This is a genomic window from Rufibacter glacialis, from assembly GCF_008271745.1.
Lineage (GTDB): Bacteria > Bacteroidota > Bacteroidia > Cytophagales > Hymenobacteraceae > Nibribacter > Nibribacter glacialis.
Window position 1 is genome coordinate 141810 of sequence record NZ_VKKZ01000026.1, and the last position, 24015, is coordinate 165824.

The 24015-nt window shown below is 56.3% G+C and carries 14 protein-coding genes; 7 read left to right on the forward strand and 7 right to left on the reverse strand.

Annotation, left to right across the window (positions count from 1 at the left end):
- Positions 1 to 120: 120 nt before the first annotated feature.
- Together FOE74_RS20875 and FOE74_RS20880 are read right to left on the reverse strand one after the other, a co-directional pair.
- On the reverse strand, positions 121 to 1152 hold the full coding sequence (locus FOE74_RS20875; RefSeq protein ID WP_225840920.1) for a glycoside hydrolase family 5 protein: 1032 nt from the start codon (positions 1150 to 1152) through the stop codon (positions 121 to 123).
- Between the two features lie 324 nt (positions 1153 to 1476).
- Positions 1477 to 3786 (reverse strand): glycoside hydrolase family 3 N-terminal domain-containing protein, encoded by a 2310-nt coding sequence (locus FOE74_RS20880; RefSeq protein ID WP_149100587.1) that lies wholly within the window; start codon positions 3784 to 3786, stop codon positions 1477 to 1479.
- Between the two features lie 602 nt (positions 3787 to 4388).
- Between FOE74_RS20880 and FOE74_RS20885 the strand changes: the two genes are divergently transcribed.
- From FOE74_RS20885 to FOE74_RS20910, 6 genes are all read left to right on the forward strand, one after another.
- Complete coding sequence (locus FOE74_RS20885) at positions 4389 to 8555, forward strand: hybrid sensor histidine kinase/response regulator transcription factor (protein ID WP_149100588.1); 4167 nt, start codon at positions 4389 to 4391, stop codon at positions 8553 to 8555.
- Between the two features lie 273 nt (positions 8556 to 8828).
- Entirely contained in the window at positions 8829 to 10664 is a 1836-nt protein-coding gene (locus tag FOE74_RS20890) for a glycoside hydrolase family 9 protein (protein WP_149100589.1), read from the forward strand.
- 507 nt (positions 10665 to 11171) lie between these two features.
- The gene (locus FOE74_RS20895) at positions 11172 to 12587 is read left to right on the forward strand and encodes a sugar MFS transporter (protein ID WP_149100590.1); all 1416 of its coding nucleotides are present in this window, start codon (positions 11172 to 11174) and stop codon (positions 12585 to 12587) included.
- Positions 12588 to 12743: 156 nt separating this feature from the next.
- The gene (locus FOE74_RS20900) at positions 12744 to 13142 is read left to right on the forward strand and encodes a hypothetical protein (protein ID WP_149100591.1); all 399 of its coding nucleotides are present in this window, start codon (positions 12744 to 12746) and stop codon (positions 13140 to 13142) included.
- Positions 13143 to 13510: 368 nt separating this feature from the next.
- A complete protein-coding gene (locus FOE74_RS20905; protein WP_225840921.1) occupies positions 13511 to 14548 on the forward strand; it encodes an SGNH/GDSL hydrolase family protein in 1038 nt (345 codons plus the stop codon).
- A gap of 150 nt (positions 14549 to 14698) precedes the next feature.
- The gene (locus FOE74_RS20910) at positions 14699 to 15388 is read left to right on the forward strand and encodes a helix-turn-helix transcriptional regulator (protein WP_149100593.1); all 690 of its coding nucleotides are present in this window, start codon (positions 14699 to 14701) and stop codon (positions 15386 to 15388) included.
- A gap of 17 nt (positions 15389 to 15405) precedes the next feature.
- Here FOE74_RS20910 and FOE74_RS20915 read toward each other — a convergent pair whose 3' ends face one another.
- On the reverse strand, positions 15406 to 15657 hold the full coding sequence (locus FOE74_RS20915; protein WP_149100594.1) for a helix-turn-helix domain-containing protein: 252 nt from the start codon (positions 15655 to 15657) through the stop codon (positions 15406 to 15408).
- A 167-nt stretch (positions 15658 to 15824) separates the two neighbouring features.
- Between FOE74_RS20915 and FOE74_RS20920 the strand changes: the two genes are divergently transcribed.
- Complete coding sequence (locus FOE74_RS20920) at positions 15825 to 16340, forward strand: DinB family protein (RefSeq protein WP_308422745.1); 516 nt, start codon at positions 15825 to 15827, stop codon at positions 16338 to 16340.
- Positions 16341 to 16553: 213 nt separating this feature from the next.
- On the opposite strand, the gene FOE74_RS20925 is transcribed toward FOE74_RS20920, so the two are convergent.
- From FOE74_RS20925 to FOE74_RS20940, 4 genes are all read right to left on the reverse strand, one after another.
- Positions 16554 to 19544, reverse strand: coding sequence for a family 10 glycosylhydrolase (locus tag FOE74_RS20925; protein WP_149100595.1), 2991 nt, complete (start codon positions 19542 to 19544; stop codon positions 16554 to 16556).
- A 412-nt stretch (positions 19545 to 19956) separates the two neighbouring features.
- Complete coding sequence (locus tag FOE74_RS20930; RefSeq protein ID WP_149100596.1) at positions 19957 to 22095, reverse strand: glycoside hydrolase family 97 protein; 2139 nt, start codon at positions 22093 to 22095, stop codon at positions 19957 to 19959.
- Between the two features lie 231 nt (positions 22096 to 22326).
- The gene (arsB, locus tag FOE74_RS20935) at positions 22327 to 23430 is read right to left on the reverse strand and encodes an ACR3 family arsenite efflux transporter (RefSeq protein ID WP_149100597.1); all 1104 of its coding nucleotides are present in this window, start codon (positions 23428 to 23430) and stop codon (positions 22327 to 22329) included.
- Positions 23431 to 23576: 146 nt separating this feature from the next.
- The gene (locus tag FOE74_RS20940; protein ID WP_149100598.1) at positions 23577 to 23996 is read right to left on the reverse strand and encodes an arsenate reductase ArsC; all 420 of its coding nucleotides are present in this window, start codon (positions 23994 to 23996) and stop codon (positions 23577 to 23579) included.
- Positions 23997 to 24015: the final 19 nt, after the last annotated feature.

Here is a 24015-nt window from a genome sequence, read left to right on the forward strand (position 1 = left end):
GGGGCTTTTTTGTAAAAAGGGCTTAGAAGAGGGAAGCCCTGAAGAGCGCAAAACCAGTAGGAGCCCGCAAATGTAATGGCGGGCACCTACTGTTTCATCTTAAACACCTCTGGAGGCTTTCTACGGCTGGGCTTTTTCCAGTTTTGCTTTGTTCAGAAGCTCTTGCCTCACTAGTTGGCCCGAAGGACTGATGTCGGCGGCCGTCCACTGGCCATTGACGCTGGCGCCGGGCCTCAAAGCTGATGCGGCTTCGTCTTTGTCCGCGACCGACCAGTTGCACCAGGAAATCTGATGTTGGTCCAGGAACTCCCACCATAACTTGCTTTCCGCTGCGTCTACCTTGCCGTTCCCGTCGGCGGCGCAGGTGCCAAACTCAGTCACGAACAGGGCGGCGCCCTTGTTGATGGCTTTGGTGGCAATGGTGCGCAGTTCCTGTTTGTGGGTGGCCGCGTAGTAATGGAGGGTGTAGGCAATGTTGGGCTGCCGGATGGGGTTGTCAGCGGCCTCGTCTACCCGCTGTGACCACATTCTGGTGCCGCAGACAATGAGGTTGTCCGGGTCGTGTTTCCTGATTTCCTGAATAATGGCTTCGTGGTAGGGTTTTATCTGGATTGCCCAATCAGCGTTCTCCAGGGGTTCATTGTAGGGTTCATAAATCACGTTGGGGTACTGGCCAAAGCGTTGGGCCATCTCCCCGAAGAACGCCCGGGCTTGTGCTATGTGCTTGTGCGCCTCGTGGTCATGCCAGTCAATGATCACGTAGATGCCTTCTTTCAGGGCGGCTTCCACCACCGCAATGACTTTCTGTTTCTCCACCTCCGGGTTCTGCCGGTAGCCGCCGTGATCTACCGCCAGAGCCGCCCTGATCACCGTCACCTGCCAGTCGTCTTTGAGCCATTTCACCGCCGCCGGGTTGTAGAAGCCGCCCTGCCACTGGCTCCAGAAGAGCGACATGCCCCGCAACTGTACCGCTTTCCCGGTTTGGTCTACCACCCGAGGGCCCACAATGCTCAACTTACCGTATTTTTCCACCGGAGTCTGCGCCCGGGTGGGTTTGTCGGGTTTTTCAGATTCGGTACTCTTGCAACCCAGCCCCAGCGACACCACCAGAAGCATCACCCCGAATAAATAAGAACGCGACACTGATTTCATAAGGTGATCCAGGTTAGAATAAAAAAGCTGTAAGAACTGAAGCCGGGCAGGTGCGCTCTCAGGGCGATTCTTGAAAATAAACCCTAAAATAGGCATGGCACTAGCTCGGATTGCCGGCAGTGCCGATTCCTTCACCAGACCCAACCTCTGGTTCAAGTTTTCAACTTGGACCTGGAATATCCGGAAGTTGGAAACTTCCGTAAGGCGATAGCCTTCCATCGGGTTTGGCAGATGGCATTTCAGGTGGAAATGCACCAAAGCTTCCCGTTTCAGGCGGGTTTGGTAAAAAAAGGGCCTAAAACGGGAAGCTTGCCTAAGTACCGGTTACTGCAAGGTGATCACGGTTTTCTGGTCGCCTACCATCAGGTCAAAGGCCCCGGGTTCCGTCACCCATTTGCCGGCCTCGTTCACGAAGGCCAGGTCTTGGGCGGTGAGGGTGAACCGCACTTCCTTCTCTTCGCCGGGCTGCAGGGTTACCTTGGAGAAGGCGCGCAGGCGGCGGGCGCTGGGGGTAATGCTGGCGAACTGGTCATGGCTGTACAATTCCACAGCCTTCTTGCCTGCCTTGCTGCCGGTGTTTTTCACCCGCACGGTTACCTGCAATTGGTCATTGGTGGTGAAGGTGGGTTTGTTCACGCGCAGGTCAGAGAACGCGAAGGTGGTGTAGCTTAGGCCGTGTCCGAACATCCACTGCGGGTTGAAGCCCCGGTTGCCGGCCGCGTTCGGAATATCTTCCCGGATGATCTCCGTGCCTTTGTGGTCATAGGTGAGCACATCACCAGAGAAACGGGGGTAGGTGAAGGGCAGCACCCCGTCTGGGTTATAATCCCCGAACAGCACATCGGCAATGGCCGCCGCGCCAAAGGTAGCCGGGCGGTAAGCCAACAGAATGGCATCCGCCAGCGGCTCCACCGCCGACAGGGTCCGGGGCCGGCCTTCCAGCAGTACGATGATCACGGGTTTTCCGGTTTCTTTAGCGGCTCTCACCAGGGCCAGCTGGTTTTCCTCCAGGTCCAGGTCATCAATCACGCCCGGGCTCTCGGCGTAGGCTTTCTCCCCCAGGCAAAGCACAATGGCCTGTGCCTGGGCGGCGTCTTTCTTCAGTTGGGCTACGTTATAATTGGCCGCGTTGGTGAAATCTGCCACGGAGCGGGAAAATACGCGGTCTTGCCCAATCTCGGCCGCCAGGCCCTGAAGCACCGTCTTGGCTTTGGCGGGATATTGCTTCTCATCGGTGCCCTGCCAGATATACGACCAACTGCCGTGCAGCGCGGCCAAGGTGTTGGCGGTGGGACCGGCCACCAGTATTTTGGTGGTCTTGCGCAGCGGCAGCACGTTCCTGTCGTTCTTGAGCAGGGTCAGGCTTTCCAGCGCTGCCTGTAAGGAAACCTGGTCGAAGGCGGGCTGATGGATGGTGCTTTTCAGGGCGGCTTTGGGTCTGACCTGCTCAAACAAACCCAATTTCTTTTTCAGGGCCAGAATCCGGCGCACCGAGAGGTTAAGGCGTTCCTCCGTGATGGTACCCTCTTTCACCAGGGCCACCAAATGGTCATAGAACGAAAGATCAGTGGGCACCATGCTCATGTCCAGGCCGGCTTCAACGGCCTGGCGCACAGCTTCCTTGGGCGTGGCGGCCGTTTTGTGGCGGGTGTGCAACCGGATCACGTCTTCCCAGTCAGACACGGCCACGCCCTCAAAGCCCAGTTCGTTGCGCAGAATCTGCGTCAGGTAGTACTTGCTGCCGTGCACGGGAATTCCATTGATCTCGCCGGAGTTGATCATGACCGTAGAAGCGCCGGCTTCCACCGCGGCCTTGAACGGCGGCAGGAAGATCTCGCGCATCATCTGCTCCGGAATATAGGAGGGCGTGCGGTCTTTGCCCGTTGACGGGTACGAATAGCCTAAAAAGTGTTTCATGCAGGAGGCCACCGTGAAGTCCGGGCCCTTGCCGTTCTGCTCATAGCCCCTGATGGCGGCGGCGCCCATGGTCTTCACCACGAACACGTCTTCGCCGAAGGTTTCCTCAAAGCGCGGCCAAAGCGGCTGACGGCCCACATCCAACACCGGGTCAAAGTTCCATGGAATGCCCGAGGCTCTGGTTTCCAGGGCTGTGATCTGGGCCAGGCGGTTTACCAGCTCAGGGTTGCGGGTGGCGGCCATGCCGATGTTGTGGGGATACAGGGTGGTACCGGCCAGGTAGTTGGCGCCGTGGATGGCATCAATGCCGTAGATCACCGGGATTTTCAGCCGGGTTTTCTCCGTCATGTCATGAATAGCGTTCAGAACCTGGTGCCACTCGTCAATGGTATACGCCCGGTTGCGCACGTTCAGTATGGAGCCCACGTGGTAGTTGGCCAGTACCTTACGCAGCTTGGCCGTGTCTACGGTGGCGACCTCGTTGTCTTTCAGGATCAGGTCTATGGTGAGCTGGGTCATTTGGCCTACTTTTTCCTCCACGGTCATCCTGGAGAGCAAATCCTCAATTTGCTGGTCGCGGCGGGGTTGGGTAGCCGGAGCGGGGCTGGTAGCGGTAGCCAGGGCGCCTTCTGGTGCGGCAGACTGCCCTGTTTGGGTAGAACTGCAGGCCTGCAGCCCCAGGGCGAACGCCAGGGCCAGTGGGGTGATGTATCTCATGGTGGTGGTTGGTTTTTTCTAAGACATCGCGCCCGTTTATAAGTAACATAGCACAGGGGCTCTACAAGTATAAAACATCTTTTTGAGTAGAAACCCAGCCAGGAGTCGTGCTTAACAAATGCACCACCAAAAGGAAACATTTGATCCTTCGGCCACACGGCCCTAGCCCATATATTTGAAAAACCTGTTTAGGTGGCCTTTTATCAAAAAGACCCTCTTTTCGGCTGGGCTTCCTCTTTCAATGGGGGGGTAGTGACAGAGGCGGTTTCTCTGGAGGCACCAGTGACGGAAGGGGGTGAACGCCTGAACGCTGTTTTTTGGCTTGTTTTGAGAATACTTACCTGAAACCTCTGCTTCGGCCCCTCTGGGCACAGGATCATCTGAAATATAGGGCAAGAGGCTGTCATGTTAACCAGAAGTTTCCGCCGCTTTTAAGAGGGGAATTGATTTCGGGCTGCTTTTCTGAAAATGGCCTTGAAACGGAAGCATTTTCATTTTGCAGGCCGCGTTGTCAAGTATGTCCAAATAAAGTGATAATTTAATGGCAGAACCGGACGTGGTATCGGTTTTACAACAGGATTTCCGGGCAAGATCAGATAGGTATGGGAGTTAGAAAAGGCATAATAGTGGTGTTGCTGGTGCTGGGGGTTCTGCCGCTGGCGCTGGCGCAGGTGCCTACGCAGTTCAGGTTCTCGCTCATAGACATAGACCAGGGGCTTTCCAGCAACCAGGTCAAATGCTTCCTGAAAGACAGCCGGGGCTATCTGTGGGTAGGCACCATGGCCGGGGGGCTCAACCGTTACGACGGCTACAAACTCAAAGTGTACAAGTACCGGTCAGATGACACCACTTCGCTCATCAGCAATGATGTCACCCGGCTTCTGGAAGCGCCCGACGGCAAGATCTGGGTGCAGACCTTGCAGGGAGGCTGCGTGTTTGACCCGGTCACCGGGAAATTCCAACGCAACCTACGCGAGTTCTATAAAACATATCATCTGCCCGCTAACGCTGCCATTGAAGACATCCTGAAAGACTGCCACGGAGACTTCTGGTTTGCCCTGGCTGGCCAGGGACTCTTTAAATACCAGGTTAAAAACCGGAAAACCATTCCTTTGCAGCACGCCTTCTCGGCGAAGGGCAGCCTCAGCACCAATGATATCTCGGGGTTGGGCCAGACCAGCCAGGGCCACATCTGGGTGGTGCACAAAAACGGCATCCTGGAGAAACTGGACGGCCAGACGCTGAAAGTGGTGGAGCGGCAAGAAGAGATGTACCGCCATTACAGCCAGGAAACCCTGGACTACGCGGTAACGGTAGACTCCGCTGATGACCTTTGGCTCTACGTGCGCGAAAAAGAGGGAGGCGTCTATTTCTATAGCAGCAAAGCCAAAACCCTGCGGCATTTCCACAAATCCTCACCCGGGCTGCAACTGAGCAATAACGTGATCAGGGGAATTGTGGAAGCCGAGCCGGGCCAGTTGTGGATAGGCGCGGACCACGGCGGCATCAACGTCATTGACAAGAAATCGCTCACGGTGCGCTATATCAGGCACAACGAAGAGGTAGCGAAAAGCCTGGCCCATAACAGCATCAACACGCTCTACAAAGACAACGAGGGCATTGTGTGGGTAGGCACCTTCAAGAAAGGCATCAACTATTACCACAAGAACCTGGTGCGGTTCCCGCTGGTGAGGCACCAACCCTCTTTGCCGGGCAGCCTGCCTTTTGATGATATCAACGCCTTCGCCGAAGACGGGAAAGGCAACCTCTGGATAGGCACCAACGGCGAGGGCCTGCTGTACCTGGACCGGGCCACGGGAAAATACACCCGGTACCGGCACAACCCGGCAGGTGCCAACAGCCTGGCCAATGATGTGGTGGTGAGCCTGCTCCTGGACCGGCACCAGAACCTGTGGGTGGGCACCTACCTGGGCGGGCTTTCCCGGTTCAACGGCCAAACGTTCACCCACTACAAAAATGAGCCGGGCAACCCCAGAAGCCTGTCAGACAACAGTGTCTGGGAACTGTATGAAGACACCCAGGGCCATATCTGGGTGGGTACCCTGCGGGGTGGCCTGGAACTCTTTGACCCAGCGCAGAACGGGTTCATCCATTCCAGCGTGGGCACGGGCAAATTCCCTATCCACTGTGATTACATCTCTTCCATCACCCAAGACCGCCACGGCAACCTGTGGGTAGGCGGCGGGTATGGCATTGACGTGTTCCACAAGGAAACCGGCAAGAGCAGCTATTTCTCCCATGATCCCCGAAACCCCCGGAGCCTGATCAGCAACAACATCACCTACATCCACAGAGACAGCCGGAACAGAATCTGGATAGGCACCACTGAAGGGCTGGACCTGTACCAGGAGAAGGGCAACACCTTTACCCATTTCACGGTCAAAGACGGGCTGCCCAACAACACCATAACCACCATTCTGGAAGATAAGAACGGCCAGTTGTGGGTGAGCACGCACAACGGCATCGCGCAACTCACGGTGCAGCAAAAAGGCGGGAAGTATAGCTACCATTTCAGGAACTTTGATGAACAGGACGGCCTGCAGGGCAAAGCCTTCAACGAGAACGCCGCCCTGAGAACCCGCCGCGGCGAGCTTATCTTTGGCGGCGCGAACGGGTTCAACCTCTTCCGGCCAGAGCAGATCAGGAAAAACCAGGCGGCTCCCCGGGTGGTGTTCACCGATTTCCAGCTCTTCAACCAATCACTGGAAGCGGGCCAACCCGTAAACGGAAGGGTGATTCTAGCCAAAGCCGTCTCTGACACTGATCAGATCACGCTGGAGCATGATGAGAACGCTTTCTCGCTGGAATTTGCCGCCCTCAACTTTCTGCACCCCGAGAAAAACCAGTACCGCTATAGGTTAGAGGGCTTTGACAAAGAATGGCATACCGTAACCGATAACAACCGGAAAATCACCTACACCAACTTGGACCCGGGCACCTATGTGTTCAACGTGATGGCTTCTAACAATGACGGCGTCTGGACACCCACCGCCACGCGCCTCACCATCACCGTACTGGCGCCTTTCTGGCAAACCCCGCTGGCGTTTGGGCTGTATGTGGTGCTGGCGATTATTGCGCTGGTGCTGATAAGGCGCGTGGAATTGCGCAGGACGACGGCCCGGTTTGAGCTGGAGCAGGAGCGGCGGCAGGCGCACCAGCTGCATGAGCTGGATCTGCTCAAGATCAAGTTCTTTACCAACATCAGCCACGAGTTCAGAACGCCGCTTACCTTGATTCTGGCCCCGCTGGAGAAACTGCTCAAAGGAACAGAGGACCCCGGGCAGCGCCAGCAGTTCCAGATGATCCAGAAGAACGCCAAACGCCTCCTGCACATGGTCAACCAGTTGCTGGACTTCAAGAAAATGGACCTGGAAGACATGCGGCTCTCGCCCACCCGGGGAGAGGTGGTGGCGTTTGTGCAGGAAACGGTGCACTCATTTGCCAACTTGTCAGACACCAAAGGCATTGCCCTGAACTTTTCAGCGAGCGTGAAAGAACTCACCGTGTACTTTGACCATGACAAACTGGAGAAGATCCTGTTCAACCTGCTGTCCAATGCCTTCAAGTTCACGCCGCCGCAGGGCCAGATCCACGTAGAGCTCCATGGCCATACCTCTGACTCCTCGTCAGAAGGCATCATGATTCTGGAGCTGAAGGTGCGCGACACCGGCATCGGTATTGCCAAAGAGAACCATAAAAAGATCTTCGACCGGTTCTTCCGGGACACTGTGCCCGCGCACCTCATGAACCAGGGCAGCGGCATTGGCCTGGCCTTGGTGCAGGAGTTCGTGCACCTGCACGGGGGTGTCATCACCGTAGATAGTGCCCCCGGGTCCGGGAGTTGCTTTACGGTGACGATCCCGGTGAAGGAATCCGTGGAAAAAGCGCCCGAAACCATCCTCTCCGCTCCTTACGAACCCGCCGAGGAACCTGCTTCACCCGCGGATCGGCGGCGCCTGGCGTTCCCAGAGCCCAAGCCCGTGGTGCTGGTAGCCGAGGACAACGAAGACTTCCGGTTCTTCCTCAAAGACAGCCTGAGCCCGCACTTCCATATTCTGGAGGCCCAGGATGGCAAAGAAGGCTGGCAGAAGGCGCTGGCGTATCTGCCAGACCTGATTGTGAGCGACCTCATGATGCCCGTGGTAGACGGTATGGAGTTCTGCCAGAAAATCAAGGGAGACCCCCGTACCTCGCAGATCCCGTTTGTGCTGCTCACGGCCCACACCTCAGATGAAAAGAAACTGAAGGGCTTAGACATAGGCGCCAATGATTACCTCACCAAGCCTTTCCACTTTGACATGCTGCTGTCCAGAATCAGAAACCTGATCGCGCAGCGCGAGCTTCTGCAGAAGGTGTTTGAGAAGAAGATCAGCGTGCAGGCCAGCCAGAACGAGATCGTGTCTCTGGATGATAAACTCATCAGGAAGGCGATCCAGTACGTGGAAGACCACCTGAGCAACCCAGACCTGTCTGTGGAGGAGATGAGCCGGGAACTGGGCGTGAGCCGGGTGCACCTGTACAAGAAGATGGTGGCCATCACGGGGCAGTCGCCGGTAGAGTTCATCCGGAAGATACGCTTGCAGCATGCAACCCAGTTTCTGGAAAAGAGCCAGTTAACAGTGGCCGAGGTCGCCTACAAGGTAGGGTTCAACAACCGGAAATACTTCACCAAGTACTTCAAGGAAGAGTACCACATCCTGCCCTCGCAGTACGCGGAAAGCCGGCAGGCGGCCAAGCCCGATGCCTAAGCCAATCACTGGACGGACCTGCCCGTTACGCCTGCACGTGCGGGAAACAGGAGGCCAGCAGACTCGCGGTTAACCGAAGAGGGACAGATGTGAAACATTTGGTACACCTGGGAGTGGTGGCGATTTTCTACCTTGGTTTTTTAAAAAGGAGAAAAACCGCCTTTCCTTCTAGCTGCGCCTTGCCTAGCCGGTCAAGGTCATAAGCCTATGAAAAGAAGGTGCCTTTAGAGTGATCAATATAGTTCTGACTCCTATAACCTGACGAAAACTTACATGCCTTTCCTTGCCAAAACCCTCAGCGGAGCGCTGTTCTGCCTTTCCTTTTCCTGCGCCCTGGCGCAAACTCCGCCTAAAACGCCCAAGGCTCCGCAAGGGCAGGAGCGAATCCGGCTGAATCAGGTGGGTTTTTATCCAAACGCCGCCAAAATAGCCGTAGTGGTAGGCGACACCAAAGAAGGAAGATTCCTGCTGAAAACCGCTGACCAGGGCAAGACCGTATTCACCGGGCAACTGGCGGCTTCGCAACCCACAGAGCTTTCCAACAAACCCACCCGGGTAGCCGACTTCAGTCAGGTCAGCGCCTTGGGAACCTACGTGCTGGAGATTCCGGGGGTGGGCACTTCTTACCCCTTTGACATCAAGCCCCAGGTTCACCAGGCGGTGGCGGCGGCGGCCATCAAAGGCTTCTACTTCCAGCGCACCGCCGTTGATCTGCCCCAGAAGTATGCCGGTAAATGGCATAGGCCGGCGGGGCACCCAGATGACAAGGTATTGGTGCACGCCTCGGCGGCCACACCCCAGCGCCCGGCCGGAACAGTGATCTCCGCGCCGCGCGGCTGGTATGATGCCGGGGATTACAACAAGTACATCGTGAACAGCGGCATCACCATGGGCACGCTGCTTTCTGCGTATGAAGATTTTCCGCAGTATTACAAAACCCAACAATTGAACCTGCCAGAGAGCGGGAACCAGGTGCCCGACCTCCTGGATGAATCTCTCTGGAACCTGCGCTGGATGCTGGCCATGCAAGACCCGCATGACGGCGGGGTGTACCACAAACTCACCAATGCGGCCTTTGACGGAATCATCATGCCAGACAAAGCCACCTCCGTCCGGTACGTGGTGCAGAAGGGAACCGGGGCCGCCCTCAATTTCGCGGCGGTCATGGCGCAGGCCAGCCGGGTGTACAAAGGGTTTTCCAAAGAGTTTCCGGGCTTGGCTGACTCCTGCCTTACCGCCGCCACCAAAGCCTGGGCCTGGGCCCTAAAGAACCCCAATGTGGTCTACGACCAGGAGAGCCTGAACAAGAACTTCGACCCAGACGTGAGCACCGGCGCCTACGGCGACAAAGACTTCAGTGACGAGTTTATCTGGGCCGCCGCCGAGCTCTACACCACCACCCGCCAAGACACCTACTACACCGCCGTGAACATGCTGCCCGACGCCAGGATGCCGCTGCCAGGCTGGCCCCAGGTACGGCTGTTGGGCTATTACACCCTCCTGCGGCACAAAGACCAGAAAGGCGCTGCCCAGAAAGACCTGCCCGAACTAAGGAAAAGGCTTTTGCAGCTAGCCGATGGCATGGTGACCGGCGCAGCCAGCGGCGCTTACCGCACCGTGATGGGCCGCGTGAAAGAAGACTATATCTGGGGAAGTTCCTCGGTGGCAGCCAACCAGGGCATTGCGCTGGTGCAGGCTTATCAGTTGACCAACGACAAAAAATACCTGCAGGCTGCCCTCTCCAACCTGGATTATCTGCTGGGCCGCAACGCCGTGGGTTACTCTTTCCTGACCGGGTTCGGGGAAAAAGTGACCCTGCACCCGCACCACCGCCCTTCCATGGCTGATGCGGTGGCCGAGCCGGTACCGGGCCTGCTGTCGGGCGGCACCAACGCCAACGCAGACAAGCAGGACAAATGCCCCGGTTACACCGCTACTTCCCCAGATGAAATGTACCTAGACTCTGACTGTTCCTACGCCGCCAATGAGATCGCCATCAACTGGAACGCGCCGCTCGTGTACCTGTCCGGCGCCCTGGAAGCCCTTCAGCAGCAGGCCGGCTTTGCCGCCAGGAAGGCGCCGTCTTCTCAGGCCTCGCCAGAGGAGTAACAAGCCTTGCCTGAATCAGGCGATCTCTTGAATTCTTGGGAACACCCACGGGAGCATGGGGAGGGTTCGGCACGGACGCCGGGTTCCCTCACCTGCTTTTGCGGTTCCTCTACGGTGGCAGCAAAAATCAAGCAAACCCACCATCCTACGCCAGAGGAAGCCGGACTGGAAACTGAGGCTGGCGTTTTTTGCCGGTTTTTTCAAAATCAGCAGAATTAACGCTATACTTGAAGGTTCTATGGGCCTGACAGGGGCGATGGCTCCTGTTGAAGCCATCACGCAGCAAGAACCACGGTTTTCTTCGGGCCTATGTTTTCGTGCTACTTTTCAGGAAGTACGCCAAAACCAGTCTGCCTTGGAAAGCCTGGATGCGCGGTTTCCCTTTAAGGGAGAAGGTGATGCAAGGCTGCTTTTGGAGTCCTTTGCCTTCCATGCTTGGGCCGCCTTCTGCTGGAAGCCATAGAACCCCGTTTTTTACCAAACTAACTCGTACCACACGCACCAACTATGGCAGGAATCACGAACAGCGCGAAGGCGCCGGCGGCGGCTGGGGTCACCTCCGGCGGCGGCAATTACCTGGGGCCGTTGATGACGGTGACCATGCTCTTCTTCATGTGGGGCTTCATCACGTGCCTCAACGACATCCTCATCCCTAAGCTCCAGCAGGTCTTCACGCTGCAGAACTGGCAGGCGATGCTTATCCAGACGGCTTTCTTCGGGGCCTACTTCATCGTCTCGCTCCTCTATTTCCTGGTCTCGGTGACCAAAGGCGACCCCATCCTGCGCATCGGCTACCGCAACGGCATCATTGTGGGGCTAGTGGTGACGGCCGTGGGCTGCCTGCTGTTCCTGCCGGCCGCCGACCTGCACTCCTACGGCCTGTTCCTGGGGGCGCTTTTCGTGCTTGCCTCGGGCATCACGGTGCTGCAGATCACGGCCAACCCCTACGTCTCCATCCTGGGTCCGCCCGAGTCCTCCTCCAGCCGCATGAACCTGACGCAGGCCCTCAACTCGCTGGGCACTACCATTGCCCCGGTACTGGGCGGCTACCTCATCTTTGACCAGGTGAGCGGCGGCGATGCTACCGCTGAGTCAGTGAAGATGCCCTACGTGGGGCTGGCCGTGGCGCTCCTCGTCATTGCGGTGATCATCAAGGTGGCCCGTCTGCCGCGTCTCACCGGCGGGGACACTGCCATTGTGCCTGGCTCCGGCGCGCTGCGGCACCGGCACCTGGTGCTGGGCATCATCTGCATCTTCATGTACGTGGGCGGCGAGGTGGCCGTGGGCAGCATGCTCATCAACTACCTCAAGCTGCCCCAGATCGCGGGGCTGGACGAGTCGGAGGCCAAGCATTACTTGGCCTTTTACTGGGGCGGGGCCATGGTGGGCCGCTTCTTCGGGGCGGTGGCCCTGGCGCAGCTGCGCAGCATCTCCCTCAAATACGGGATCATGGCGGCCATCGCGTTGGTGACCTTCGGGGCGGTGTACGCCATTTATGACCTAAACCAGGCGCTCATCATCCTGGGGCTGATCGCGGCGAACTTCGTGGTGCTGCTGCTGGGCCGGTTCATTCCTAACCGCACGGTGGGGCTCTACGCGGCGGCGGTGATCGGGCTGCTGCTCATCGGGACCTTCGCCCAGGGCAGCGTGGCCATGTGGGCGGTGATCGCCATCGGGCTCTTCAACTCCATCATGTTCCCTACCATCTTTGACCTGGCCATCAAGGGGCTGGGCACGCACACAAGTCAGGGATCCTCACTGCTGGTGATGGCCATTGTGGGCGGGGCCATTGTGCCACCCCTGCAGGGAGCCTTAGCAGACGTGACCGGCGACGTGCAGCTTTCCTTTGTGGTGCCCTTGCTCTGTTACCTGTACATCGTTTACTATGGCTTCAGCGGTTATAAAACCCGGGCGGTAGCCTAAGAATAACTGATAGTGTCTCATGAACCTGTTTTGGTCTCCTTTTGGTGAAAAGGGGGCTAAAACAGGTTTTCTTTTTTAGCGGCTGTGGCGGGGCTTGTTCCTCAAGTCCTTTCCTTATCTTGGAACCCAATAACCCCTTTCCAACTTGCAAAACCTATGAATACCAGATTAGTCATGCTTGCCAGTGCTATTTTTATGGCCCTTTTAGGGGGCATTTCCTCTTTTATGCCGCAGGAGGTGTTGCTATACCTTGGCAGCGAGGCCACCGGACTGGGGCCTCTGTTGGTGCAGCTGCTGGGGGCGCTGTACCTGGGGTTTGCTATTCTGAACTGGATGGCGAAAGGAATCCTTATCGGTGGTATTTACGCGCGCCCGGTGGCACTAGGCAACTTGATGCACTTTCTGGTAGGCGCCCTGGCTCTCTTGAAAGCCGCGCAGGCGGGAGGGCAGGTGCTATGGCCGCTGGCGGTGGTGTATGGCCTGTTTGCCCTGCTGTTTGGGATGATCTCGTTCCGGCATCCTTTGCCAGCCACACTTCCCGCCGGGAAAGCCTAAAGGACGGATAGGCGGCCCGTTACCTGCAAGATTAGCGGCAGTTTTGAGAAAAAGAGGCACTAAACGGGCCCAGGTTCAATGTTGCAGTTGGAGGGGAAGCCTTCCAAGAGGTAGCCAAAAATAAGACAATACCTTCCTTAGGGAAATCAAGAGCCTGGGCGAAGAGGTGTAAAGCACCATACCTCCCTCAAGGCGATACTTCTGTTTAGAGGCTGTTTTTTCAGAATAACCCGCAAAACGCAAACGGCAGGCAGTGGAGTAGCCCGCCGAACATCAACCTTTTATCTTTATCAAATCTCACTATGCCTTCTCTCAGATTTCTGAATTTGGTTCTATGGGCCTTTGTTGTGTTAGGCGGTCAGGCAGCCGTGGCACAGGACAGCACTGGCGTGAAGTACACCTATGTGAATGCCCGTGACCTGAGCATCCTGGGCCAATCCTCTACCGTGCGCGACTCCGGTTTCCATCGCATAGATGCGGCGCAGCGGCCTAGCTTGCCCAAAGCCGTGGCCGGGTTGGCGACTAATTCGGCGGGGATCAGTGTCTCGTTCCAAACCAACTCCAAGTCCATCAAGCTCAGGTGGCGGCTGGCCAAGTACAACACGCTCTGGAACATGACACCCGCGGCAGTAAACGGCCTGGATCTTTATGGCTGGAACGGGAAAGAATGGCAGTATATGGCTACCGCGCGGCCGTCTAAAGAACAGAATGAGCACCTGGTCATCAATAACCTGGATGGCCAGCTGCGCCACTACCGCGTGCACCTGCCCCTGTACGCCGCCGCCGAGGAAGTGCACGTGGGCGTAGAGACCGGATCAACGCTCCAGAAAGCCGATGCCCGGTTCCTGCCCACCAGAAAAGTAGTTATCTATGGTTCCAGCATCACGCAAGGCGCTTCGGCCAGCCGGCCCGGTATGGCGTACCCGGCCATTCTGAGCCGGCAGCTGAACCTGGATGTCTATAACCTGGGCTTCAGCGGGAGCGGCAAGATGGAGCTAGCTTTGGCCGAGGTGCTGGGCCAGATGGACGCCGATGTCTATGTGCTGGACTGCGTGCCTAATCCGTCGCCGGAGCAGATCAGGGAGCGGGCGGTGCCGTTCATCAAGCGCCTGCGCGAACTCAAACCCCACACGCCCATTCTCATGGTGGAAAGCGTTTTCAGGGAGAGCACCCCTTGGGATCAGGAAAAACGCCAACATGATACCCGTCAGAACCAGGAATTCAGGAAGGCCTACGAGCAGCTCAAGCAGGAGAAATTCAAAAACCTGCATTATCTGCCTGCTAAAGATCTCCCTGACTATGACCACGAAGGCACCATTGACGGCAGCCACCTCTCAGACCTGGGGTTCACGCGCGTAGCCCCGCACGTGGGAAAGGCGCTGAAGAAGATCCTCCCCAAGAAGTAAGGCAAAGGAGCTGTTCGTATAAATCCGTTTAGAGGCCTTTTTCTGAAAAATAGCCCCTAAACGGAGTTTTTTGGGCAGATGAGCGGCGGGTTTTCTACCTTGGTACCCAGAATCCCCGAAGTCTCAACCGCTTTAAATCAACCCAGGCATATGAACCGAGTAGACCGGCTTTTCGGCATCATGACCATGCTGCAGTCTAAGAAGTACGTGACTGCGGAGAAGATTGCGGAATCCTTCGGCATCAGCGTGCGCACCGTGTACCGCGATGTGAAGGCGCTGGGGGAGCAGGGCATGCCCATCGGGTTTGAGCCGCACAAAGGCTATTTTGTGGTGCAGGGCTATTTTCTGCCGCCGGTCTCGTTTTCCTCTGAGGAAGCCAGCGCGCTGCTGCTCATGGAGGCCATGGTGTTCGGGTTCACCGATAAGTCCATTCAGACGCACTACGCAACGGCCCTGAACAAGGTGAAGGCCGTGCTGCGCACGACCCAGAAAGAGCAGTTGGATTTCCTGCACCACCACATCAAAATGCAGCTGCCCGCCTGTTTCAACAATGACTATGAGTACCTGGCGCTCATTCAGCAGGCCATCTCCACAAAGTGCCTGCTGGAAATCGGATATAAAAACAACAAAGAAGAAGTGAGCCAACGGCGGGTTGAACCCATCGGGCTGATTTTCTACGCGTTCAACTGGCACCTGATTGGCTGGTGCCACCATCGCCAGGACTACCGCGATTTCAGGGTGTCGCGCATTCTCACCCTCAAAAACACCGAGCTGCCCTTTCTCAAACCTGACCACATGGCCATTGGGGAGTACATGAAGCAGCTGCCGGTGGCGTATTAAGAAAGATACTGCTATCCTTATAGGAAGGTCAAGCCGATCTTCTTGTTCAGGCCTTTCTCAAATATTCTAATCAAAGTAGAAAGTTGAATATCGCCTCGTGCGTTTTCTATTCTAGAGATATAGCTTTTCTTGGTCCCTGCTTTTTCTGCCAATTGCTCCTGGGTCAGCTTCGCTTCTTTTCTAGCCTCCTTCAGCATCTCGCTTATGATAAACATCTGGGCGTTCTCTTCATATTTATGACGGCTTTCAGTGCCAATTTTTCGCGCCATTGTTGGTGTTATCACCAACAATCTAACTTAAATAATCTTTCGGCTTGCCGATGAAAGATAAGGCCAAGGCAAAAAAGAAAATTCTTTTCACTTCTTGAAAGTGCGCTGCCATAGGGTTGTCAGTGGGTGGTTGTTCCTTTGGGGTATCATCTAACCAAAAGAAAACTATGTCAGAGGTACAAACCATGTCCGTGCTAGACGTGCTCCAGAAAGAATTGGAAGCCGAAGCCAAAACCACCCGCAAGATGTTGGCGCGCATCCCCAACGATAAATACGATTGGCAACCGCATCCCAAAAGCATGAACATCCGGACCCTCGCCACGCACCTCGCGGAACTGCCTTCCTGGATTGGCATGACCCTGAACGCCCCGGAGCTGGACTTCGCGAAGCACCCCTACACGCCCAAAGTCATCAACAGCACCGAGGAACTGCTGACCTATTTTGAGGAGACCCTGGAAGACGGCCGCGCGCAATTGGCCAAGGGCCAGGAGGAACAACTGTGCGAGGAATGGATACTTAGGAACGGAGACACGATTTACACCACGGGGTCTAAGTTTGACATGCTGCGCAACACCATGAGCCAGGTCATTCACCACCGGGCGCAATTGGGCGTGTACCTGCGTCTGCTCAATGTGCCCATTCCCGGCAGCTACGGCCCCAGCGCCGATGAAATGGAGTTCTAGGGAGACACCAGCCTGTAAATGAAGAACGCCCGCTGATCATAAGCGGGCGTTCTTCATTTACAGGCTGGTTATAGGGCTTATAGCCTGATTCCAGGAAAAGACCCAGGAAAAGGTATTCCTCTGGCAGTGATCTGCGCCCGTTTAGTCTACCGTAAAAAGAAAAAGCGCCTGCTGAAAACCAGCAGGCGCTTTTTGGTGAGGGATGGTATTATTCTATTGGCGGGTGATCTTGAAGGTATGCACCTTGTCTGGGGTCACCAGACGCACATAGTAGAACCTGCCCACCAAGGTGCGGGTGGCCACCGGAATGCGGTAGGTCTGGAAGGCAACTGCGTTTCCGGTGTACAGTTGGGCCAGTTTCTTGCCATGCAGGTCATAAAGCTCCAGGCTCACTTGCTGTTCTGCGGCCGTCAAGGTGAACTCCACCGTGAGCTGCTCCGCAAACGGGTTGGGGAAGGCGGTAAGCACCGGTGCCATCACAAGGTTTGCTTCCGTAAACTGCGAAGCCGTGATGGTTCCTCCAGAGCAAGCACCCAAAGAACCTCCGTTTTTCAGGTAGGCCGGTACTGCATTCGGCGAGACGCAAATCTCGCTGCCGGGGTTAGACACGCTGCCGGTAGTGTTGCAAACCAGCACTTTTTCACCTTTGGTGCCACAGCGTACGTCTATCACCTGTACGGTGACCTGAGCAGTTTCAGAGCAGCCAAATTCATTGGTGACCGTCACCGTGAAGGTGTAGGTGCCCGCCGCTTCTGGCGTGAAGACCGTGGTGCCTGAGGAGGTGGTGCTCAAGCCTGCAGCCGGACTCCAGGTATAGGTGGTGTTCCCTGCCGCAGAGGTGCCGTTGGTAGCAGTAAGGATAAGCTGTTGCGCTCCGTAACCCAAGGCAAGGGTGTTTTCTGGTAGGCCGGTGTACGTCTGGTCCGTTCTGCTTACCTGAATGGCAGGTGCCGGAATAGCTCCTACAATGGTCACAGTAGTTGTAACAGACGCCTCATTGCCCGCCTCGTCCAGAGCCGTGAAGGTAACGGTGTTGGTGCCAATGTTAGCGCACGTGAAAGTGGTCTGTGACAGGCTGAAGCTACCGGTGTTCAGGGCGCAGTTGTCATAAGAGCCATTGTTCACGTCTGCCGCAGTCACAGACACGGTGCCATTTTGCAAGGTGCGCGTGATGTTCTGCACGATCAATACCGGCGGAGTCGTGTCTAAGGCGTTCAGGGTGACGGTTCTCTCAGAGGAGTTGCCATTGCCATCCTGGGCGGTCACGGTGACCACGTGCTTCTGGCCGTGGCCGGAGGCCAGAACGGAACCCGCAACTGGGCTTTGGGTGAAGGTCACCTGACCGCAATCATCAGTGCCGGTCAGACCGGTGATGAAGTCCGGCACTACCACCTCGCAACCGGCTTGCAGCGACACGTTCTGGCTGACGGCCAGCATAAAGGTTGGGGCGGTCACGTCTTGTTTCTGCACGGTGAAGGTGCAGGAAGCGCTCTTGCCAGAGGCGTCAGTGGCGGTCAGGGTGAGGGTGAAGTCGCCGGTGCCAGAAATCAGGGTGCCGGCGGCCGGACTTTGAGTCACGGTAATGGCGTCTGGGCCAGAAACATCATCGGTCACGGAAACCAGGCCGGTGTAGTCGGGTACCTGGGCGCCACAAGACGCTGACAAGGTCAGGGTTTGGTTGCCGAGGCACGCAAAAACCGGGGCGGTGTAGTCGGTGATGTTGGAAGGCGCGCTTTCATTATGGAAGCGGTCTACGGCGGTGATGGTGTAGAAGTAAGTTTTGGCCGGGTCAGGCACCTTGTCACGGTAGGTGGTTCCGGCCGTAGCCGTGATCGCCAACAACTGCTCTGCGTTGCTGATGTTAAACACCGGGCTTTCTGAGCGGTACACCACATAGCGGGACACTTTGTCTAGTTCATTGCTGGTTTCCGGGGCTTTCTCCCAGGTGAGCAAAACTGAGTCTGCCGCGTATCTGGTGGCGACCAGGCCGGCCGGAGCCTCCGGGGCCACTGCATCACGCCAGGGCATGGTGGGTTGCAGGGCAGGCTTCTGGTAGAAGTTGGTGCGCAAAGAGTCTCGGAAGCCCAGCTTGGTGCTGCTGCGCAGGCTGCTGGTATTGTAGATGGCCTGCCCCTGCACGTTGTCCATTTGGCGGTTCAGCCGTATCTGGTTCGGGATCTGCGACGGATTTGCCCAGGCGGTTCCCTGCGCCGGGTCATTCACTTTATAGCCGGCCATGCCAATGTAGATGTGGCGGCCGAAGGCATTGTTGTTCCACCACGGCACAATCACGCCATAGTTGGCGCCCGGCTGCCCAATGTACCAATACACCTGAGGGGCCAGGTAATCTACCCAACCTTCCTGGAGCCACTTGCGCGAGTCTGCGAAGAGAGACACGTAGTGCTGCAGGCCGCTGGTGCTGGTGCCAATAGCAGGGTTGGTGCTGTTGCGGTAAATGCCAGAAGGCGATACCCCGAATTTCACCCACGGTTTTATAAGGTTGATGGTGTCATGCACGCGCTGGATGAGCAGGTTCACGTTGTCACGGCGCCAATCAGCCCGGTCAGTGATGCCGCGCGGGTGGGCCGCATAGGTGGCATCATCGTTGAAAGCGGCGTTGGGGTAGAAGTAGTCATCAAAGTGGATACCGTCTACGTCGTAGCGTTTCACGATGTCGGCGATCACGGTCATGATGTGGTCCCGCACGGCGGGTAAGCCGGGGTCAAGGGTACGCAGGTTGCCGGAGGTGATCAACCATTCAGGGTGTTGCTTGGCCACGTGGTTCGCGGAAAACGCCGCCAAACCGTTCACGTTCGCGATGGCCCGGTAGGGGTTAAGCCAGGCGTGCAATTCCATGCCGCGTTTGTGGCTTTCTTCCAAGGCGAACTGCAAGGGATCCCAACCGGGGTTTTTCCCCTGGGTGCCGGTCAGGTCAGCGGAGATGGGTTCCAAGTTGCTCAAGTACAAGGCATCACTCTGGCTTCTGACCTGCAGAAAGATGGCGTTGATACCAGTGGCCTGGTGATGGTTGAGGATGCTGATGAGAGCCGCCTGCTGCTGGGCCGGGGTTTGGGAGCGGTTGGGCCAGTCGATGTTGGCGTACGTGGCAATCCAGGCGCCTCTGAACTCCCGCTTAGGGGCCTGGGCTTGTGCGCCCAAGTGGAGAAGGCAAAGTAGTAAGACCGCGAGTAGATGTTTACGCATAGGGGAAAGGGTATAAGGTGTGATAAACCGTTATTGTAAAAATATTAAATTATTTACTTTTAATTACAAAAATTATAAATAAGTTCCTCAAGAAAACATATTTAGAGCATAAATTGAATTTTAGAAGGGTGAGGGGAGTTTTTTTTTTAACCGACGGAAATATACCAAGCGCTGTTTTATCGCTTGTTTTCATAAAACAACCCAAAAAGCCACAACCGGCCTGTGTGAAGCCCACCAGTTGTTTTGAGCGCTCCATATTAGCCTTGCCATGAACCAACCGGAAAGGCAAAGGCTTCCCCCTGAAGCCTTGATGCCACACAAAAGAAAAGCCCCGCTGCGTCCGGCAACGGGGCTTTTCTAGCTTGTTTTTCAAAAATAAAGGAGAAACCGGCAAGTTCCGGCTCCGGGAGGTTTATAGTTTCGGCAAGCCTTTCAGCTCGTCTTTGCTGGCTTCTTTGAGGCTCACGGCCACGCCGCCGCTAGACGCCAACCGTTGTTTCAAGACACTTTTGGAGGTAACCGCTACTTTTTTCACGGTATAGCTCTGCGGTTTCTTGTCATAGCTCGCGTCAGGGCCATCAGCGTACACGGTGGCCAGGAACTGCTTGCCCTTCGGCAGGAAAGAGAAGTTGATGGTAGCGGTGCGAACGTTCTCATCGGTGATGCCGCCTACGTACCACTCGTTCTTGCCTTTTGCTTTACGGGCCGTGGTCACGTAGTCACCGGGCTCGGCTTCCAGCACGTAAGTCTCATCCCAATCTGCGGCTACGTCTTTAATGAACTGGAACGCATCTGGGAAACGCTCGTAGTTCTCGGGCAAATCTGCGGCCATTTGCAGCGGGCTGTACATGGTCACGTAATAGGCCAGTTGTTTCACCAGGGTGGTGTTCACGCGGTTGCCGTGGCCTGTGCCGTAGTAAGAAAGATCCGTCTGGAAAATGCCGGGCGTATAGTCCATGGGGCCACCCATGAGGCGGGTAAACGGTAGAATGGTGGCGTGCTCGGGGGCCAGGCCGCCCATGGCCTCAAACTCCGTTCCGCGGGCAGATTCCTGGGCGATCCAGTTAGGGAAGGTGCGGTGCAGGCCGGTGGGGCGCACGGCCTCATGGCTGTTGACCATGATCTTGTACTGGGCGGCGGTGTTGGCCACGTGGATGTAGTGGTTCACCATCCATTGCCCGTCATGGTGTTCGCCGCGCGGAATGACAGGGCCCACGTACCCGGTTTTCACCGAGTTGTACCCATTGTCTACCATGAACTGGAAGGCCTGGTGCAGGCGGCGCTCATAGTTGGTGGCTGAGGCCGACGTCTCATGGTGCATCATGATCTTCACGCCCTTAGCGGCGGCGTAGCGGTGCAGTTCCTTCACGTCAAAATCTGGGTACGGGGTCACAAAGTCGAACACCTCTTCCTTCCAGTTCCCGAACCAGTCTTCCCAGCCAATGTTCCAGCCTTCGACCAGCACGGCGTCAAAGCCGTGGGTGGCGGCAAAATCAATGTGCTTCTTCACGTTCTGGGTGGTGGCGCCGTGGCGGCCGTTGGGCGTGAGTTTGCTGAAGTCGTCGGTGAGTTTCACGTTGGTCTCGGTGCCGTAGGCCCAGCTGCTTTTGCCGGCCACAAAGTATTCCCACCACACGCCAATATATTTCACCGGCTTTATCCAGGACACGTCCTGGTATTTGGTGGGTTCGTTCAGGTTCAGAATCAGCTTGGAGGCCAGAATGTCGGTGGCTTTGTCGCTTACCACAATGGTGCGCCACGGGGTCTGGGTGTCGGTCTGCAGATAGCCTTTGTTGCCCAGGGCGTCTGGGGTGAGGTGCGCGCTTAGCTTGAGCGTTTTGCCGTCTACGTTCAGGTGCATGGCCGGGTAGTTGATCAAAGCCGCCTCATGGATGTTGAGGTACAGGCCGTCAGAGGTCTTCATCATGGAAGGCGTCTGCACCGAGGGGTTGGGAATGGGCTGCTGCGCCGAGATCTGCACGGTGGCCTTCTTCTGCAGGCTCGGGATCTCAGAGACGCGGGAGGTCATGTACGGGTATTCGTTCGTGTCATAATCGCCCGGAATCCAGAAGATCTTGTGGTCGCCGGCCAGGTTGAACTCGGTGCGTTCTTCCTTGATTACGAAGTAGTTCAGTTCTTTCTGCTTGGGGAACTCATAGCGGAAGCCCAGCCCGTCATTGAACAGCCGGAACCGGAGGCGGATGACGCGGTCTTTCTGCGCTTTCTGGGTAAGCGTCACCAGCAGTTCGTTGTAATGGTTCCGGATGGTTTTCTGCTCGCCCAGGATGGGGTTCCAAGTATCGTTCACCGTCTTCAGTTCGGTGCTGGTCACGGTGAAGCCGTCCAGGAAAGAGGCCACGTCTTTGGTCTCAATGCCCAGCGCACTGGGTTTGATGACCGGTTTCTTCTTGAAGCTTAACTGGTAATACGGCACGCCTTTCTCTCCCAGCTCAAATTTGAAGGAGAGGTTCTTGTCAGGGGAGGTAAGGGTTTGGGCACGCAGTAGCGGCGCCACCGTCAAAGCCATCAGCAACAGCAATAGTTTACGCATGGGTAGGTAGGAAAAAGATAAAACGGTTTTAGGGGAGTTTCTTGAAAAACGCCCTGAAAACGAAGCGCTCTGGTACAGTAGCCCCGGCCGGGAAACCACCCCAGAGAAATCTATGGCAAGTTAAAATCACTATTTCGATTTTCGGTCTACTTTAAGAAAATGTGCCTAAAAACTACGGACTTTGCGTAAGGACGGACCCCGGCGAAGGGCAGGCGCGCCCCCCCCCCCGTTTCAGTTTGCCTTCTTGCGTGCCGCCTCTGCCGGCGTGGTGAGCATCGGCGCAGAGCCGTAATATTTCCTTCGGAACCAATACGCCAGATTCACCAAGGCAATCAAAGCGGGTACCTCAATAAGCGGGCCTACCACGCCGGCAAATGCCTGTCCGGAGTTCAGCCCGAACACCCCAATGGCCACCGCAATAGCCAGCTCAAAGTTGTTGCCCGTGGCGGTGAATGCCACCGAGGCGTTCTGGGCGTAATTGGCGCCCAGGGACTTGCCCAGGTAAAGGCTCACCACAAACATGATGGCAAAGTACAGCACCAGGGGCACCGCAATGCGCACCACATCCAGCGGAATCTGCACCAGCAGGTTTCCTTTCAAACTGAACATGACCACAATGGTGAACAGCAAGGAAATCAAGGTGATGGGGCTAATGGCCGGGATAAACACCGTCTGGTACCAGGTGTCTCCTTTTAGGCGGCGCAGGAAAAAGCTGGAAAAGAAGCCCAGCAGAAACGGGATGCCCAGGTAAATGGCCACGCTCTGGGCAATGGCCCCCATGCTGATGTTTACCACCTTGCCTTCCAGCCCAAACCAGGTAGGCAGCACGGTGATGAACACATACGCGAATACACTGTAGAACAGGACCTGGAAAATGCTGTTGAAGGCCACCAGCCCTGCTGCGTATTCCCGGTCCCCCTCGGCCAACTCGTTCCAGACCAGCACCATGGCTATACAACGGGCCAGCCCAATGAGGATAATGCCCACCATGTACTCTGGATAGTCCCGCAGGAAGAGGATGGCCAGCAGAAACATGAGCACCGGCCCAATGACCCAGTTTAGCACCAACGACAGGGTGATCACTTTCACATTGCTGAATACCCGCCCCAACTGCCCGTACCTTACTTTGGCCAGCGGCGGGTACATCATCAGGATTAGGCCAATGGCGATGGGCACATTCACGGTGCCCACCTGAAAGGAATTGATAAACCCTTCGGTGTCCGGAAACAAATACCCCACCAAGACGCCGGCGCCCATGGCCACGAAAATCCAGACGGTCAGGAAGCGGTCCAGGGTAGAGAGCCTTTTCCTTTTATCAATGGTGCATTGACTCATGCGGTTGCTTTGGTTTCTGTGGTGGCGAATGCCTGCCTCCGGGAAAGGCCAGGGTACATGCTTTAAAGGTATTTTTGACAAAACAGGCTGAAATCATAGGCTGGTCAATTGGCCTGTTCCTGTAGAAGTCAGTTCTTTGGGAGCGCTTATTTCTCCAGGTGTTCGGCCACAAACGTCTGGCTGAACTGCTTTATCTGGTCACGTACCCGGTGGAAGGCCGCGGTGATCTCCTCTTCTGAGCCAGTGGCCTTGGCCGGATCTGGGAAGTTGTGGTGAATCTGGATAGCATTGGAGGGGAAATAAGGGCAGTTTTCCTGGGCGTGGTCACATACGGTGATCACATAGTCAAACGGAACCTCGCGGTATTCATCTATATGGTTGGAGGTATGCCCTGAGATGTCCAGCCCGTCGGCGGCCATGGCGGCTACGGCTCTGGGGTTCAGGCCATGGGTCTCAATGCCGGCACTGTAGATGGTGGCTTTCCCGTTCGCAAAATGGCGAAGGTACCCTTCGGCCAGCTGGCTGCGGCAGGAGTTGCCGGTGCAGAGGACAAGAACGTTTTTCATGTGATTTTATAAAATAGAG